This window comes from Streptomyces krungchingensis, assembly GCF_054729265.1.
This window is the reverse complement of the sequence record NZ_JBPUKY010000001.1, coordinates 1287114-1303264: the sequence shown is the minus strand read 5'-3', so window position 1 is coordinate 1303264 and position 16151 is coordinate 1287114. Positions and strand designations below refer to the sequence as shown.

17 protein-coding genes are annotated in these 16151 nt (G+C 68.9%); 5 read left to right on the top strand and 12 right to left on the bottom strand.

The window, feature by feature from the left end:
- Nucleotides 1-33: 33 nt before the first annotated feature.
- Nucleotides 34-1038, top strand: a complete 1005-nt coding sequence (locus ACSYGO_RS05945) for an AraC family transcriptional regulator (RefSeq protein ID WP_460385989.1) — start codon at nucleotides 34-36, stop codon at nucleotides 1036-1038.
- On the opposite strand, the gene ACSYGO_RS05940 is transcribed toward ACSYGO_RS05945, so the two are convergent.
- Both ACSYGO_RS05940 and ACSYGO_RS05935 read right to left on the bottom strand, forming a co-directional pair.
- Nucleotides 1025-1153 carry a hypothetical protein gene (locus tag ACSYGO_RS05940; RefSeq protein ID WP_426678300.1) on the bottom strand — a complete coding sequence of 43 codons (129 nt, stop codon included), beginning with the start codon at nucleotides 1151-1153 and terminating at the stop codon, nucleotides 1025-1027. The two genes, ACSYGO_RS05945 and ACSYGO_RS05940, sit on opposite strands and share 14 nt — an antisense overlap.
- Nucleotides 1154-1212: 59 nt before the next feature.
- A complete protein-coding gene (locus ACSYGO_RS05935; RefSeq protein WP_460385988.1) occupies nucleotides 1213-2436 on the bottom strand; it encodes an RNA-guided endonuclease InsQ/TnpB family protein in 1224 nt (407 codons plus the stop codon).
- A 25-nt stretch (nucleotides 2437-2461) separates the two neighbouring features.
- Here ACSYGO_RS05935 and tnpA point away from each other — a divergent pair, with 25 nt between their 5' ends.
- Nucleotides 2462-2878, top strand: a complete 417-nt coding sequence (gene tnpA / locus ACSYGO_RS05930; RefSeq protein ID WP_460385987.1) for an IS200/IS605 family transposase — start codon at nucleotides 2462-2464, stop codon at nucleotides 2876-2878.
- 498 nt (nucleotides 2879-3376) lie between these two features.
- On the opposite strand, the gene ACSYGO_RS05925 is transcribed toward tnpA, so the two are convergent.
- The 4 genes from ACSYGO_RS05925 to ACSYGO_RS05910 all read right to left on the bottom strand — a co-directional run bounded on the left by ACSYGO_RS05925 (nucleotide 3377) and on the right by ACSYGO_RS05910 (nucleotide 5800).
- Nucleotides 3377-4360: an SDR family NAD(P)-dependent oxidoreductase gene (locus ACSYGO_RS05925; RefSeq protein ID WP_460385986.1), complete on the bottom strand. Its 984-nt coding sequence runs from the start codon at nucleotides 4358-4360 to the stop codon at nucleotides 3377-3379.
- A gap of 107 nt (nucleotides 4361-4467) precedes the next feature.
- Nucleotides 4468-4770: a cyclophilin-like fold protein gene (locus tag ACSYGO_RS05920; RefSeq protein WP_460385985.1), complete on the bottom strand. Its 303-nt coding sequence runs from the start codon at nucleotides 4768-4770 to the stop codon at nucleotides 4468-4470.
- Between the two features lie 16 nt (nucleotides 4771-4786).
- On the bottom strand, nucleotides 4787-5557 hold the full coding sequence (locus ACSYGO_RS05915; RefSeq protein ID WP_426678305.1) for an SDR family NAD(P)-dependent oxidoreductase: 771 nt from the start codon (nucleotides 5555-5557) through the stop codon (nucleotides 4787-4789).
- 114 nt (nucleotides 5558-5671) lie between these two features.
- A complete protein-coding gene (locus ACSYGO_RS05910) occupies nucleotides 5672-5800 on the bottom strand; it encodes a hypothetical protein (protein ID WP_426678306.1) in 129 nt (42 codons plus the stop codon).
- Nucleotides 5801-6064: 264 nt separating this feature from the next.
- Between ACSYGO_RS05910 and ACSYGO_RS05905 the strand changes: the two genes are divergently transcribed.
- Nucleotides 6065-6931 carry a helix-turn-helix domain-containing protein gene (locus ACSYGO_RS05905; protein ID WP_460385984.1) on the top strand — a complete coding sequence of 289 codons (867 nt, stop codon included), beginning with the start codon at nucleotides 6065-6067 and terminating at the stop codon, nucleotides 6929-6931.
- A 315-nt stretch (nucleotides 6932-7246) separates the two neighbouring features.
- Here ACSYGO_RS05905 and ACSYGO_RS05900 read toward each other — a convergent pair whose 3' ends face one another.
- From ACSYGO_RS05900 to ACSYGO_RS05875, 6 genes are all read right to left on the bottom strand, one after another.
- Nucleotides 7247-8410: a low temperature requirement protein A gene (locus tag ACSYGO_RS05900; RefSeq protein WP_460385982.1), complete on the bottom strand. Its 1164-nt coding sequence runs from the start codon at nucleotides 8408-8410 to the stop codon at nucleotides 7247-7249.
- A 494-nt stretch (nucleotides 8411-8904) separates the two neighbouring features.
- On the bottom strand, nucleotides 8905-9924 hold the full coding sequence (locus ACSYGO_RS05895; protein ID WP_460385981.1) for a Gfo/Idh/MocA family protein: 1020 nt from the start codon (nucleotides 9922-9924) through the stop codon (nucleotides 8905-8907).
- 25 nt (nucleotides 9925-9949) lie between these two features.
- Nucleotides 9950-10852, bottom strand: coding sequence for a sugar phosphate isomerase/epimerase family protein (locus ACSYGO_RS05890; RefSeq protein WP_432187019.1), 903 nt, complete (start codon nucleotides 10850-10852; stop codon nucleotides 9950-9952).
- Nucleotide 10853: 1 nt separating this feature from the next.
- Nucleotides 10854-11774, bottom strand: coding sequence for an ATP-binding cassette domain-containing protein (locus tag ACSYGO_RS05885; RefSeq protein ID WP_460385980.1), 921 nt, complete (start codon nucleotides 11772-11774; stop codon nucleotides 10854-10856).
- 8 nt (nucleotides 11775-11782) lie between these two features.
- Nucleotides 11783-12859: an ABC transporter permease gene (locus ACSYGO_RS05880; RefSeq protein ID WP_345658491.1), complete on the bottom strand. Its 1077-nt coding sequence runs from the start codon at nucleotides 12857-12859 to the stop codon at nucleotides 11783-11785.
- Nucleotides 12859-13878 carry a sugar ABC transporter substrate-binding protein gene (locus tag ACSYGO_RS05875; protein WP_426678313.1) on the bottom strand — a complete coding sequence of 340 codons (1020 nt, stop codon included), beginning with the start codon at nucleotides 13876-13878 and terminating at the stop codon, nucleotides 12859-12861. Before ACSYGO_RS05875 ends, ACSYGO_RS05880 begins: the two co-directional genes overlap by 1 nt.
- Nucleotides 13879-14169: 291 nt before the next feature.
- On the opposite strand from ACSYGO_RS05875, the gene iolC reads away from it, so the two are divergent.
- Nucleotides 14170-15126, top strand: coding sequence for a 5-dehydro-2-deoxygluconokinase (gene iolC, locus ACSYGO_RS05870; protein WP_460385979.1), 957 nt, complete (start codon nucleotides 14170-14172; stop codon nucleotides 15124-15126).
- Nucleotides 15127-15154: 28 nt separating this feature from the next.
- A complete protein-coding gene (locus ACSYGO_RS05865; protein WP_426678315.1) occupies nucleotides 15155-16033 on the top strand; it encodes a Cgl0159 family (beta/alpha)8-fold protein in 879 nt (292 codons plus the stop codon).
- Nucleotides 16034-16151: the final 118 nt, after the last annotated feature.

Here is a 16151-nt window from a genome sequence, read left to right as displayed (position 1 = left end):
TGTGGCGCCTCTCACAACTCACCGGAGGTGACGATGCCCGGTCCGGTGCTCTCGGTCGGTGCGGTGCACCGCACGTTCAAGACCACCGATCCCGACGCGGCGCACGAGTACGTGGAGCGGACCTTCGCCGAGCACGAGATGACGCTCGACGGCCGCGACGGCATGTCCTTCCGGCTGGACTCCGCGGTGACGCCCACGGTCACCGTCGGGCGCATGGCGTACGGCAAGCGTGCCCGCATCACGGGGCCGGCGATGCGGGACTGCTACCACGTGAACCTGCTGGTCTCGGGCAGCTGCAGGGTGGAGCAGTCGGGCCGCCGCAGCGGCTTCAGGGCCGACGGTGACCGCCGCGGCGTGATCTTCGGCCCGGACGAGCCGGTGCTGATCGACTGGAGCGCCGACTCGGCCCAGTACCACCTGAAGATCTCCCGGCGCACGTTCGAGGAGCACGCGGCGAAGCTGGCGGGGCGCCCGGTGGTGGCGCCGATCGCGTTCGGCCTCACGTTCCCGCTGAACGACGCGCCCGGCCGCTCGCTGTCCTCGGCCGTGGCGTTCTACTACCAGCAGCTCGCTCAGGAGGGCGGCCTGGCCACCATGCGCGCCGTGCAGCGGGAGCTCGAATCGGCGCTGATGACCCAGGTACTGCTGGTGGCCCGCAGCGACCTCACGCCGTCGCTGAACCGCGACGCGGATGATCAGGACGCGGACGCGCGGATCCGCTACGTCATGGACTACATCCGGGCCGGAGCGCAGGACGCCCTGACCGTCGACGACCTTGCCCTGGTCGCCGGGGTCACTGTACGTACGCTGCAGTCAGGCTTTCGCCGGTTCGCGGGGGTCACCCCGAGCGAGTTCATCCGCAACGTGCGGCTCGACGGTGCCCGCGGCGACCTGCTGGCGGGGAACGGGCCGTCGGTCAGCGACATCGCGAGTCGGTGGCACTTTCACCATCTCGGCCGGTTCGCCCAACAGTACCGGCAGCGGTTCGGCGACTCCCCGTCGCAGACGCTACGCAGCCGCGCCGTCACCGTCCTGTAGCCTGCGGGCTCGTCTCCGAGCTCTGACCCAGCAGCAAGTACGCCGAGCCCCGGTCGCGGTCCCGGTCGGGCAGCAGGCCCGATGCCGCCTGTGCGCCGAGACAGTGCTCGCGCATTGACTTGCTCCTCGGGCTGAAGCCCGAGGATTCTGGCCTTCTCGATCGTTGCTGTGCCGCTACGCGGCACGGGCTTGGGTCGGGAGTCCGTGGCTTCCTGCTTCTTCGCGCTGTGCCGGGATCGCTCCTGGTCTTACCGGCGCTCCGCAGGCCGATACCGCCAGTCCGGCGGCCGTCTTCACGTTGATCGCGGCATTGTGGTCCCGGTCATGGACGCTGCCGCAGGCGGTACAGGTCCATTTCCGGACGCTGAGGGGTTTGGGTCCGTCCACGGCGCCGCATGTCGAGCAGGTCTGGGAGGTCGGCTCGAACCGGCCGATCGTGACCAGGGTGCGGCCGTACCGGGCCGCTTTGTACTCCAGCATGCTGACGAACGAGGACCATCCGGCGTCGTGCACGGACTTGGCCAGTCTGGTGCGGGCCAGTCCCGCCACCGACAGGTCCTCCACGGCGATCCCTTGGTTCTCGGAGATCAGCCTGGTGGAGAGCTGGTGGTGGAACTCGCGGCGGGCGTCGGTGACCTTGGCGTGAGCGCGGGTGACCTTCAGGCGGGCCTTTTCGCGGTTCTTGCTTCCCTTCTGTTTGCGGGACAGCTCCCGCTGGGCCTTCTTCAGCTTCTTCTCCGCGCGCCGCAGAAAACGCGGGGAGTCAATTTTCGTGCCGTCGGACAGGACGGCAAAGTGGGTGAGGCCGAGGTCGATGCCGATGGTGCGGTCGGTTTCGGGCATCCGTGCCTGGTCGGCGGCGGGGTCGGTGTCGATGACGAAGGAGGCGAAGTACCGCCCGGCCGCGTCCTTGATGACGGTGACGGAGGAGGGCGTGGTGGGCAGCGTGCGGGACCACTTCACCTTCACCGCGCCGATCTTCGGCAGGTTCAGACGGCCACTGTCGGTGATGGACCAGCGGGCGTTGGCGGTGAACCGGATCGACTGCCGCTTGTCCTTGCGGGACTTGAAATGGGGAGCACCCATCCTGGGCCCCTTGCGACCACCCTTGAGGGAGGCGAAGAAGTTGCGGTACGCCGTCTCGACGTCCCGCAGGGACTGCTGGAGCACCACCGCGGAGACCTCGCCCAGCCAGGACCGCTCCACCGTCTGTTTCGCCTCGGTAATCAGCCTCTTCGACAGCTCTGCGGCCTTGGGGAACGGCTGCTTGGCCGCTCTGGCCTCCTCACGGGCGCGGACCGCGTCGTTGAACACGACACGGGCGCACCCGAACGCCCTCGCCAACGCTCTCTGTTGGCCGGTGTCCGGGTACAACCTGAAGGAGTACCGGAGCTGCATGACCATTACGATACATACTTGGGTTATGGGCGACATGCATGAAATCAGAACTGGTAGGCACTGCGCTTTCGTGATGCACGTCCACTTGGTCTTCGTGACCAAGTTCCGGCACAAGGTGTTCACCGATGCCCACTTGAAGCGTATGGAAGAGATCATGCGGTCGGTGTGTAGGGACTTCGAATGCGAGCTGGTGGAGTTCAACGGCGAGAACAACCACGTCCACCTGCTGGTGAACTTCCCGCCCAAGGTCGCCGTGACCAAACTGGTCAACTCCCTCAAGGGCGTCTCCTCCCGCCGCCTGCGCCAGGAGTTCCCCGACCTGGTACGCCACTACTGGAGGGCCAACAAGCTGTGGTCCGGCTCCTACTTCGCCGGAACCGTCGGCGGCGCCCCGCTCAGCGTGGTCAGGCAGTACATCGAACAGCAGAACCGGCCGGTGTGAGCACCGCCCGGCTCCGCCGGGACCAGCCCGCGCGACGCTCCGCACCGCAGACGAGGAACTGCGGTGTCCGGCTCCGCCGGACCTGAATCCGCGACGCTCCGCGTCGCCGCCATCAGATTCGCTTCACCACCGGCCTGAAGGCCAATGCACTGCGAATGAATTCCGGTAGCGCAGAAGCCGCTGCCGGTGATGCCGTATCGAGCGTCCTGGTCGGCGAGTTGTCGCGCCGCGTCCACGTTCGCCCGGTTCAAGCCATGGCCATCAGGACCTGGGAATGAGGGTGGGCGTCAAGAAGCTCCTCGATCCGGGCGGCGAGGAGCAACAAAGGGGCGAAAATCCGGCTCGGCGTCGACCGTCGCGGCTGCCTCTGTCGATCGGCCGAGCTTCAGGCGGTCGACCGTCGGGCCTGCCCACAGGGCGAGGAACCGGTTCGCGGCGGTGCCGTGTCCGTGTTCCGCACCGTGTGGGCAGGTGACGGTCCTGCCGGGGTACGCGTCGTCAGGAGGCCGCGGGGAACGCGTGCACGCCGGTCAGGTCGGCCGAGAGCCGCCACAGGCGTGCCGCGGCCTCACGGTCGATCGCGTACGCCGCCACGCCCGGGCCGAGGCCCTCCACACCGCTGCTCTGGCTCACGGGCCTGATGTCCGCGACGTCGGTGTCCTCGCAGTAGACGCCGCCGGTGTTGACGAGCTGCGGGGAGGTGGCGGCCCACACCTGGGTCGACGCGCCCTGCTCGGGCGTCTTGAAGTCGGTCGCCAGCATGTTGCCCTGCTCGTCGACCCAGCCGAAGGCGACCATCTCCTCTTGGGGCAGATGGCGCTGCAGGTCGGTCATGATGTTGCCGGGGTGGACCGCGAACGCCCGCACGCCGGAGTCCTTGCCGAGCGCGTCGAGCTGTACGGCGAAGAGGATGTTCGCCGTCTTCGCCTGCCCGTACGCCTGCCACTTGTCGTAGCCGCGCTCCCACTGGACGTCGTCCCAGCGGATGTCCGAGAGCTGGTGCCCCAGCGAGGAGGTCGATACGACACGCGCGCCGCCTTGTGCGAGCGTGGGCCAGAGGTGGTTGACGAGGGCGTAGTGGCCGAGGTGGTTGGTCGCGAACTGCGCCTCCCAGCCCGGGCCCACGCGGGTCTCGGGGCAGGCCATGATGCCGGCGTTGTTGATGAGCAGGTCGATGGCGCGATCGGAGGCGAGGAAGCGCTCCGCGAAGGCGCGGACGCTGTCGAGGTCGGAGAGATCGAGTTCGTCGACCTCCACGTCGTCCAGATCCGCGATCGCGGCCTGGGCGGCCTCGGGCCGCCGCGCGGGGACGACGACATGGGCTCCGGCCGCGACCAGCGCGCGGGTCGTCGCCAGTCCGATGCCGGAGTAGCCGCCGGTGACGATCGCGAGCTTTCCGGTGAGGTCGATACCGTTCAGGACTTCGGCGGCGGTGCTGCCGAACCCGAAGCCCGAGCCGATCTTGTGCTGTTGCGTTGTCATGATCCGTTCCTGGGGTGTGACTGCGAAGCCTGTCGTTTCCCCCCGGGGTGGGCGTCACGCCGGTTTGATCGTCATCCTGTACTGGTACTTGGAGAGGTTCAGTAGCCCTACGTCTTCCCGGACATCGCCGAGGTGCACCAGGACGAACGGCGCCATCTTGCCGTTGCCGTAGAAATGACGACGGCATTCCAGAACTTGGAGTAGCACAGGTCGCCCCTGCGCGGACTCGACGTGGCCGGGGCCCCGTCGACGGGAAGGGGCGTGGGCGTCGGACCGTAATAGCGTTGTCCGCCGTCCTCGCCCACCGTTATGTCCATCGGGAGATGACGGAGCAGGCTGTCGACGGTCTTGTTGTCGTTCAACTCGACCGTGAAGTCATGTTCGTCGAGCATGACTTCGACCTTCTCCATGCCGTGCTTTTTCTCACTAGTACATGTATGCGCCATTGTCGACGGTGAGAACGCGGCCCGTGACCGCTCGGCTCATGTCGCTGGAGAGATACAGAATGGCGTTCGCCTGGTCGATCGGCTGCGTCGGCGCCAGCTTCGTGTTCGAGTAGGTGGCGGCGTACTCGAGCATGGTCGAACCGCCCGGCAGTTCGCCGGCGGCCCAGGCCTGCATCATCGGCGTGTCGGTTTCCCCGGGAGCGACCGCGTTGCAGCGAATGCCGGTGCCCGCGAAGCGGAGCGCGATGTTCTTGGTCATCGTGTTCACCGCGCCCTTGGTCGAGGTGTAGGCGACACCGCACACCGGCAGCGAGCCGTTGACCGACGTCACGTTGACGATCACGCCTTCGTCGCGCGGGATGAAGTGCTGGACCGCCTCGCGACAGAAGCGGAACACGCCGAAGTAGTTGATCTGGACCACTTCTTCGAAGTGCTCATCGGTCGTTTCCTCGATCGCGTACATGTCGCCGTAACCGGCGTTGTTCACGAGGATGTCGACCTGGCCGAACGCCTCGATCGCCTTGCCGAAGACAGCGCTCGGGGCGGCGGGGTCGGCGGAGTCGGCGACGACACCGATGGCGGTGTGGCCGGCCTCGGTGATCGTGCCGACGACGTCGTCGATGCCGGCCTGGTTGCGCGCCGTGATGACGACGTTGGCGCCTTCGGCGGCGAAGAGTTCCGCCGTCGCTCGTCCGATGCCCTTGCTGGCGCCGGTGATGACAGCCGTCTTGCCCGCGAGGAGTTGTGTCATGGTCAGTCTCCGATGAAAGGGTTGGTGCGGGGGGTGCCGTTCAAGGGCCTCGAAGCCGGGTGGGGTCTTTCCACTCGCGTTTCGGCCCCTGAGCGGGCTTGTGTGCCTGTGTGATCAGTTGCTGCGGGTGCGAGGGCCGCGGTACTGCTCCTCCGTGACCTTCTGCAGCCAGGTGCTCTCCGGGCGGTCGACCGTGGACCGAGGCTTGATGGCCTTCTGCGCGGCGGAGGGTTCCTGCGCCATGTCGTGCTCTCCATGGGTTCGAATCATGCAGAGCGGGCACCCATTCCGGGGTCGGCCGCGCTCTTTGGAGGCTGGTGGCTGCACAACGACCCCCCTCGGACTTTCCATCCGAAGAAGGGACGCTCTGTCTTTCCGACAGCCGCACGCACAATCCTCACGCCGACTTTGGAGCAAGAAAAGGGGAGGGTCTTTTCATGGGAGAGAATCATCCTGGGAAGAAACTCTCCCCCCTTCGCGCGGGAACGGCGATGCGAGACTGACTTCATGAGCCCTGACGCGCATCTGAACGAGCTGGGCGAGTTCCTCAAGGCCCGCCGGGCCGAACTCGCCCCCCGCACCGTCGGCCTTCCCGACCCGCCACGGCGGCGCCGCGTCGGTGGCCTGCGTCGCGAAGAGGTGGCTCAGCTCACCGCGATCTCCACCGACTATTACACCCGGCTGGAGCAGGGCCGCCTCCAGCCGTCCACAGCGGTTCTGATCGCTCTGGCACAGGCCCTGCACCTCGACGACGACCAGCGCACCTACGTCTTCGGTCTCGCCGGGAAGCAGACCCCGCGCCCGCGCAATCGCGCCCGGCAGAAGGTCCAGCCGCAGCTCCAGCGACTGCTGGACGACCTCAGTGCCACACCCGCCATCGTCCTCGGACGGCGCGGGGACATCATCGCCTGGAACCAGCTTGCGGCCGCCCTCATCACGGACTTCGCGACGATCTCCGAGAAGCACCGCAACTTCCTCCGGATCCTGATGACCGACCCGGCCATGCGCACGTTGTACGCCGACTGGGAGAACGTCGCACGTACGGCCGTCGCCCAGTTGCGCATGGAGGCCGCCAAGTATCCCGACGACCCCCGCCTCACCGCGCTCGTCGGCGAACTGTCCGTCCTCGACCCCCACTTCCGCCAGTGGTGGGCCGCCCACCGCGTGGCCACCCGCGCCGTCGGATCCAAGAAGCTCAACCACCCCGTCGTCGGTGAACTGTCCCTCGACTGGGACACGCTCACGGCCAGCACCGACCCGGAGCAGCAGCTCGTCATCTGGACCGCCGCCGTCGGCACCCCCACCCACGAACGGCTGCGTACCCTCGCTTCCTGGGCTACCGACCATCAACTTGACGTTCCGTCAGAGGACTGAGCCCGTCAACGGCTCCTGCTGCTCGGAGGCGGCGGAGCAGGCGCAGGAAATGTCCGGCAGCCTTTCGTGAAGGCCGTCAGTCAGCCGGCAGAACTGGAACCTGAGAGGTGGGGCAGGTCAGATCCGTCACCTGCGGCACGGTGTGCTTGATGCCCCCGAGCGTGGCCCGGCTCTCGGAGAACGACACCGCGCGGACGGCGGGCAGCAACGCGGGACCGCACCCGGTGGGCGATCTGACGGACAGCCGCCGGACCCTTGTCGATGGGCTTCGCGAGCCATTGGGCCGGATCATGTCGCACCGGTCCTGGCAGGGCGTCAGGTTTCGGGGGTGGCGTGCAGAGAGCGTGTCAGATTCTTGTGGACGTGCGAGAGGGCGGTGGCGGTCGCGATGAGGATGATGTCGAGGACGGCGAGGGAGGCGAGCGCGGGCAGCCAGATAGCAGCGATGCCGGCCGCCAGGCAGGCGGCGCAGGCGAGAAGTCGTTCGGTCCAGGCTCCATGGGTGGTGGTGCGGAAGAACCAGGCGGTGGCGGCGAGATAGAGCGCTGGGGCGCCGAAAAGGAGGAAGGCAAGGGCGAGGGAGCCGTGGCCGAGAGGGTGGACGATGGCGAGTTCGCTGCCGACAGCGAGGGCAACCAGGGCGGCCAGTACGGCGTAGGCGCTGTTCGTGCCCATCCGGACTGACCGCAAGGGATCGGTGGTGGTGGCGACGGCAGTGGTGAAGGCGTCCTCGGCACCGCCGAAGTAGACCGCCCACAGGCAGACCAGGGCGGTGAACGCGCCGATGGCCGCGAGCACACTGGACACGTCGACAGGGGCGTTGGCCATGGCGGTGCCTGTGGTGAGGACGGTTTCACCGAGGATGATGATGAAGAACAGCCGGAGGCGTTCGATCATGTGATCGGCGTCGAAGGGGAGTTCCTGGCTGCTGAGGGCGCGGCCGGGCAGCGGGTGGGCCAGCCAGGTGCCGGTGAGGTCGATCAAGGCGGCAACGGCCCACCACCACAGGCGGGCCCCGGAGCCCACGATGGCTCCGACGATCCACAGCGGGGCGGAGGCCAAGATCCAGATCAGGGTGCGGCGGAAGTGCTCACGCAGCGTGTCGGTTCGGCCGGCCACGGCGGTCACGGCACAGACGAAGAACAGGATCAGCAGCAGCGCTACGACGAAGACCCAGGCCCGTTCCCCGAAGGCGCGGGGAATCGCGGAGTTCATGAACAACCCCAGGCCCATGACGATGACCACCATCCATCGGGTGACGTCACGGTGGACGTCGAGCAGCGTGGCCACGTAGCTGGTGTAGACCCAGGTGCCGAAGACGGCGACCAGCAGCACGGCGGTCTCCGCGGCGCCCCGCCAAGTGAGGTGTTCCAGGAGGTGGTGGGAGAGCTGGGAGACCGCGAAGACGAAGACGAGGTCGTAGAACAACTCCACCGGGGACACTTCCCGGCGCACTCTCAGCGACTCGGGCATGCTCATCTCTGGCTCTCCTGTGCCTGTGGCGACGTTCCGGCCGGCACGTCGGGTGTTGTCCACGGGGCGTCGCGCCCTGTCGGGCCGCGGACGCGGCGGCATGGTGCGGCAGGCGGCCGCACTACGTGACCGGCCGCCTGCAGTGTAATCGGGGAGATTCGTCACTCCTGGTCAACGGGCTTGGCGGTGAGCGTTCCGGCAAGCACCGTGTGGAAGCGGCAACGCCTGGGACGGCTGGTCGAATCCGGCGCGAGGGGTGATGGTCACGTGGGCGGACGCCCGCGGCCGACGAGTCGTGTGCGACCCCCGCCCGGATGCGCGCGCGGCGGGGACGGACCGTAGGTGTCTCCGGGCCGCCCGCAGGCGCGGACGACGGCCGGGGCGCCGCGCACGCCCGATCCGGCGGTGCCCGAGCGGCGCCCCGGTACCGCGACCGGTCGTCCCGAAGCGGGAAGGCCGCGGGAACCGCCGGGGCGGCCGCCGGGTGGACGGCCGCCGGTTCAGCGGTACAGCGCGGGCCGGTCGATCAGCTCGACCTCCGTCCGGCGGCCCTCCGCCTGGGCACGCACCCCCGCCTCGCAGACGGCGGCCGCCGCGTAGCCGTCCCAGCTGCTCGGGCCGGTGACCTCGCCGCGCAGAGTGGCGTCGACCCAGGCCTGCACCTCACGGTCGTACGCGTTTACGAAGCGCTCCACGAAGTCGGGGGCGATGGAACCGCCCCACCGTCCGGCCGTGTTGACCAGCATCCCGTGCGCCTCGCCGATGCGTGCCGTGCCGTTCTCGCAGACCGCCTCGGCCTGCACCTGGTAGCCGAAGCGGCAGTTCGCGTAGATCTCCACGTCGACCAGGACGCCCCCGTCCGTCTCGAACACGACGAACTGCGGGTCGGACAGGCCCTCGGGCGCCTTGCCCGAGGGCCTCGGCTTCATCACCGTGATCGCGGTGATCTCCTGGTCCAGCAGCCAGCGGGCGACGTCCATCTCGTGGACGACGGAGTCGTTGATGAGCATCTGCTCGGTGAAGTACGGCAGGACGTCGGCGTTGCGGTGCCGGTTGTGCAGCATCAGCGGCCGGCCCAGCTCACCGCTGTCCAGCAGCGCCTTGAGCCTCAGGTACTCGGCGTCGTAGCGCCGCATGAACCCGACCTGGACCCGCCGGTGACCGAGCCGCTGTTCGGCCTCCATGACCCGCAGCGCCGACGCCGCGTCCGGGGTGAGCGGCTTCTCGCACAGCACCGGCAGGTCGTGTTCGAAGGCGGTGAGGAGCGCCGCCTCGTGCGCGGGTCCGGGGGAGGCGGCGATCACGGCGTCGACGTCGTCCGCGGCCAGCGCGGCGGCCGGGTCCGTGTACGCGGTGCAGCCGGAGATGCCGTCGGCGAGCTGCTTGGCCCGCTCGGCGTCGATGTCCACGACGGCGCTCACCCGCGCCCCGCTGGTCACCTCGGAGATGCGGCGCACGTGGTCGGCGCCCATCCGGCCGGTGCCGATGACGGCGACCCCGAGGGTTGCGTGCTGGGTCATGGTGGTCGGTGGTCCCTTCGGGTGGTCAGGCGCCGCAGGAGCGGAGGAACGCGCGGGTGCGGACGGCGATGGGCAGCGGCTTGTCCGGTTCGCAGGGGTACATGTCCTGCTCGACGATGGCGAACAGGTCGACGCCCAGTCGCTGGGCGGCGGCCAGCACCGGCTCCAGATCCGGTACGCCCGTGGGGGGTTCGCACATCACGCCGCGCTGCACGGCGGGACCGAACGGCACCTCGTTCTCGACGACGTCGGCGAGGACGGCGGGGTCCACCTGCTTGAGGTGGAGGTAGCCGATGCGTTCGCCGTAGGTCTCGATGAGCTTGACGCTGTCGCCGCCGCAGTAGGCGTAGTGCCCGGTGTCCAGGCACAGGTTGACGAGGTCGGAGTCGGTGGAGTCGAGGAAGCGTTCGACGTGGTCCTCGGTGTCGATGTGGGTGTCCGCGTGCGGGTGGACGACGATGTCGAGACCGTACGTCTCCCTGACCTCGTGGCCGAGCCGTTCCATGCCCTTGGTCAGATGGGCCCACTGCTCGGCGGTCAGCTCCCGCGGTTCGAGGAGCTCGGCGGTCTTGTCGTCGCGCCAGAAGGAGGGGATGACGACGAGATGCCGGGCGCCCATGGCGCGGGTGAGCGCGGCGACCTGGCCGACGTGCTCCCAGGTGGCGTCCCACACGGCCGGCCCGTGGTGCAGGGAGGTGAAGACCGTCCCGGCCGACACCCGCAGGTCGCGGGCGGCCACCTCGTCGGCGAGCCGGGCCGGGTCGGTCGGCAGATAGCCGTACGGGCCGAGCTCGATCCAGGAGTAGCCCGCCTCGGCGACCTCGTCCAGGAAGCGTTCCCAGGGCACCTGGTGCGGGTCGTCGCGGAACCAGACGCCCCAGGAGTCCGGGGCCGAGCCGACCCGGATGCGGTCCAGGGCTTGGGTCATGTCAGGGGGTCCCTTCCTCGGTGGCCGGTACGGGGGCGGTGGCCTGGAGGTCCTCGGCCTCCGGGAGCCCCTCGACGTCGACGCCGCGTACCTGCGCCAGTTCGTGCTTGAGCGCGGCGAGTTCGGCGCCGCCCGCCATGTGGTTGGTGAGCTCCTCCAGGCCCACCTCGTCGCGGTCCGCGCTGAGCTCCATGGTGCCAAGGCGCAGGACGCTGAAGTGGTCACCGACCATGTAGGCGTGGTGCGGGTTGTGGGTGATGAAGATGACGCCGAGTCCGCGGTCGCGGGCGGCGGCGATGTACTTGAGGACGACGCCGGACTGCTTGACGCCGAGCGCGGCGGTCGGCTCGTCGAGGATGAGCACGCGGGCGCCGAAGTAGACGGCGCGGGCGATGGCCACGGACTGGCGCTGGCCGCCGGACAGGGTGCCGATGGGCTGGTCCAGGTCGTCCAGGACGATGCCCATGTTGCGCAGTTCCTGGTCGGCGGTCCGCTTCATCCGCGCGATGTCCAGGCGTCGTACCGGCCAGGGGCCGCGGGTCATCTCGGAGCCCAGGAAGAAGTTCCGCCAGACCGGCATCAGCGGGACCGTGGCGAGGTCCTGGTAGACGGTGGCGATGCCGGCGTCGAGGGCCTCGCGCGGGCTGCCGAAGCGGACCGGCCGCCCGTCGACGTGGAACTCGCCCTCGGTGTGCTGGTGCAGCCCGGAGATGATCTTGATGAGGGTGGACTTGCCGGCGCCGTTGTCGCCGAGGACGCAGGTGACCTGGCCCGGGCGGACGGTGAGGGAGACACCGTGCAGGGCGCGGATGTTGCCGTACGACTTGCCGGCGGCGCGGAGTTCGACGATCGGGGCGGCGCCGTCGTCGGCCGGGGTGTCCTGGAGTACGGCGCCGGAGGGGCCGGAACCCTTGGTGGTCATGAGTCGGTTCACCTCCGGGTCGCCGTGCGGCGGACCCACAGATTGATGAGCGTGGCGCCGAGCAGCATCACGCCGAGGAAGGCCTTGAACCAGTCGGGGTTCCAACCGGCGTAGACGATGCCCTGGTTCACCATGCCGAACATGAAGGCCCCGAAGACCGGGCCGATCGCGGAGCCGTAGCCGCCGGTGAGCAGGCAGCCGCCGATCACCGCGGCGGCGATGTAGATCAGCTCCTGGCCGACGCCCTCGCCCGACTGCACGGTGTTGAAGGAGAAAAGCTGGTGCATGCCCACGAACCAGGCACCGAAGCCCACGGTCATGAACAGCGTGATCTTGGTGAAGGTCACCGGTACACCGACCGCGCGGGCGCTCTCCTGATTGCCGCCGACCGCGAAGATCCAGTTGCCGTACTTGGTGCGGAGCAGCACCCAGGTGGCGAGCGCGGCGAAGACCAGCCACCATACGATGGTGATCTTCACCTGGACGCCGCCGACGTCGAAGGACGAGGCGAAGATCTTCCGCGCCTGGCCGAAGCCGTCCATGTTGCTGATGTCGTCGGTGGCCACGTTGCCGGTCACCAGCTTGGTGATCGCGAGATTCACGCCTTGCAGGATCAGGAAGGTGCCGAGGGTGACGAGGAAGCTCGGCAGCCCGGTGCGGACCATCATCCAGCCGTTGAACGCGCCGACCGCCAGTGACACCACGAGGGCGGTGATCACACCGGCCCAGACGTTCATGGTCAGTTGGTAGCTGAGCATGCTCGCGGTGAGCGCCGAGGTGATCACCGCGACGCCGGACGACAGGTCGAACTCGCCGCCGATCATCAGCAGGGCCACCGGCAGGGCCATGATGCCGATCGTCGACGACTGGTAGAGCACGGTCGCCATCGAGCTGCCGGAGCGGACCGACGGCGCCGCCGCGAGGAAGAAGACGAACACGGCGACCGCACCGAGGAAGACGCCGACCTCGGGGCGGGCGAGCAGTCTGAGCGCCAGGGGGCGTTGCGCCGTCCGTCCGTCGGTCTCCTTGGGGCCGGGGGCCGGCGGTGTGGTCACCGCCGGCTCAGCCTGTTGGGCCATGCTCATCACCGGGTGCCCTTCGAGGCGAACTTGGCGACGGCGTCGACGTTGCTCTTGTCGACGAAGGCCGGGCCGGTCAGGGTCGGCTGCTCACCGCCGCCGCTGTAGTTGCCGTTGTTCTTGTAGAGCCAGAGGGAGTCGACCGCCAGATAGCCCTGGAGGTAGGGCTGCTGGTCGACGGCGAACTGGATGGTGCCCTTGCCGATGGCCGTGGTCAGGTCCTTGTTGAGGTCGAAGGTGGCGATCTTCGCCTTGCTGCCGGCGTCGCCCGCCGACTGCACGGCGGTCAGGGCGAAGGGGGCGCCGAGGGCGACGACGTAGTCGATGCCCTTGTCCTGCTTGAGCTTCGCGGTGATCGTCGACTTCACGGACGGCATGTCGGTGCCGTTGACGTAGAGCGTCTGCGTCGAGCCGCTGAACGTCTTCTTCACGCCGTCGCAGCGCTGGGTCAGGCCGATGTTGCCCTGCTCCTGGATCACGCAGACGGCCTTCTTGGCGCCTTCCGCGTTCAGCTTGTTGCCGAGCGCCTCGCCCGCCACCGTCTCGTCCTGGCCGAAGAACGACATCAGACCGAGCTTCTTCCAGTCGCTGACACCGGAGTTGAGCCCGACCACGGGTATGCCCGCCGACTTCGCCCTGCCCACGACGTCCTTCATGGCGTCCGGCTTGGCGAGGGTGATGGCGATGCCGTCGACCTTCTGGTCGATCGCGTTCTGGACGAAGTTGGCCTGGGTGCCCGCGTTCGGGTCCGCGGAGTAGACGAGCTTGATGTTGTCCTTGGCGGCCGCGGCCTCGGCACCCTTGCGGACGATGTCCCAGAACGTGTCGCCGGGGGCCTGGTGCGTGACCAGCGCGACCGTCATCCGGGGCGTGTTGGCCTTGCCGGCCGACCCGTCGGCGCTGCTCTCCTCCGCCTTCTTGCCGCCCGAGCTGCTGGAGCAGCCGGCGACCAGGAGGGCGGATGCCGCCGCCACCGCTACGAGCGGGGCGATTCTGCGTGAACGGGCGTGAAACGTGCGGTCCATCTTTCCAGCACCTCACTGTGCGACGGGGAAAGGGAAGGGGACGGCGCGGGGCGCAAGACCCAGCGGGGCCCGGACCGGGGGTCCGGGTCGTGTGGTGGTGCCGCGGCTGCTTCGTTGGGACGGGATACAAGTCCCTGTGGTACCCGCCTGTCAATACTTTGTTAAGACATCATTTCAGGAGCAGGTCCGAATGTCCGTACATACTCTTGACACAGGAGAACGAAGGGTCCTACACCTAAGAGGCATCGGGCGCCCCGTCGGCCCGCATCCCACGCATCAGGAGCGTCACGCATGCCTGAGTCCGCTGATTCCTTCGACCTCATCACCATGGGACGCATAGGCGTCGATCTCTACCCCCTGCAGACGGGAGTTCCACTCGCACAGGTCGAGTCATTCGGGAAGTTCCTCGGCGGCTCCGCGTCCAACGTCGCGGTCGCCGCCGCCCGGCTCGGCCGGAGCACCGCGGTGATCACCCGGACCGGCCGGGACCCCTTCGGCGGCTACCTCCACCAGGCACTCAAGGAGTTCGGCGTCGACGACCGCTGGGTCACACCGGTGGATGCCCACCCCACGCCCGTCACGTTCTGCGAGATCTTCCCGCCCGACGACTTCCCGCTGTACTTCTACCGGCAGCCCAAGGCACCGGACCTGGAGATCCACACCGACGAACTGGACTTCTTCGCCATCCGCGCGGCACGCGTCTTCTGGATCACCGGCACCGGCCTCAGCGAGGAGCCCAGCCGCTCGGCCACACTCGCCGCGCTCAAGGCGCGCGACTGGTCGGGAATCACCGTCTTCGACCTCGACTGGCGCCCCATGTTCTGGAAGGACCCCGACGCCGCGCGCCCGTACTACGCCGAGGCCCTGCGCCACGCCACCGTGGCCGTCGGCAATCTCGACGAGTGCGAGATCGCCACCGGCGTCCGCGAACCACGCGCCTGCGCCCAGGCGTTGCTCGACGCGGGCGTCGAACTCGCCGTCGTCAAACAGGGCCCGGACGGAGTCCTCGCCGTCCACCGCGACGGCACCGTCGCCGAGGTCCCGCCCGTCCCCGTCGAGGTCGTCAACGGCCTCGGCGCGGGCGACGCGTTCGGCGGCTCGCTCTGCCACGGCCTGCTGGCCGGCCTGCCGTTGGAGAAGACTATCCGGTACGCCAACGCGGCCGGCGCGATCGTCGCGTCCCGGCTCGCCTGCTCCTCCGCCATGCCCACTGAGTCCGAGATCGAGGACCTTCTCGCGCGCGGCTGACCGAGGCCACCCCCGAACGGAGCCCGACTTGAGTATCAGCATCCCCGACCTCGTCACGGTGCGCGCCCGGCACCCGGAGGCCATCGCCGAGGCGGCCGCCCGCCGTGTGCGCCGCCCGCTCGTCGGCGACAGCGGCCGGCTGATGATCGTCGCCGCCGACCACCCCGCCCGCGGCGCGCTCGGCGTCGGCGGTCACCGGCTCGCCATGGCGAACCGCGCGGACCTCCTGGAACGCCTCTGCGTCGCGCTGTCACGGCCCGGCGTGGACGGGGTGCTCGGCACCGCCGACGTCCTCGAGGACCTGCTGCTCCTGGGCGTCCTGGACGAAAAGGTCGTGATGGGCTCCATGAACCGCGGCGGGCTCGCCGGGGCGTCCTTCGAGATGGACGACCGCTTCACCGGCCACCGCGCCGAGGACATCGAACGGCTCCGCTTCGACGCCGGCAAGCTCCTGCTGCGCATCGACCACGACGACCCCGGATCACTGGAGACCCTGGAGAGCACCGCCCGCGCCGTCGACGACATGGCGGCCCGCCGACTCCCGCTGTTCGTCGAGCCGTTCGTCTCGCGCCGGGTGGACGGCACGGTCCGCAACGACCTCGGCGCCGAGGCCGTCACCCGTTCCATCGCCATCGCCTCGGGGCTCGGCGGCACCTCCGCCTACACCTGGCTCAAACTCCCCGTCACCGCCGACCCCGACGACATGGCCCAGGTGCTGGAGACCTCCACCCTGCCCGCGGTGCTGCTCGGCGGCGACGTGGCCGGGGACCAGGAGGGCGCCTACGAGAGATGGCGCAAGGCCCTGCGGCTGCCCACCGTCCAGGGCATGGTCGTCGGCCGGTCGCTGCTGTATCCCGCCGAAGGCAGCGTGGAGGCCGCGGTGGACACCGCGGTCGGGCTGCTCTGAACCTCCCTGCGGGAGCCTCCCGTCGGCCGTGCGCGGCAGCCCCCCGAACTCCGCGCAGGGGCAACCTGTTTGACGCACAGCGCACCAGCCGGCCGTCCGGTCCGGTGGGTGAGCCTCC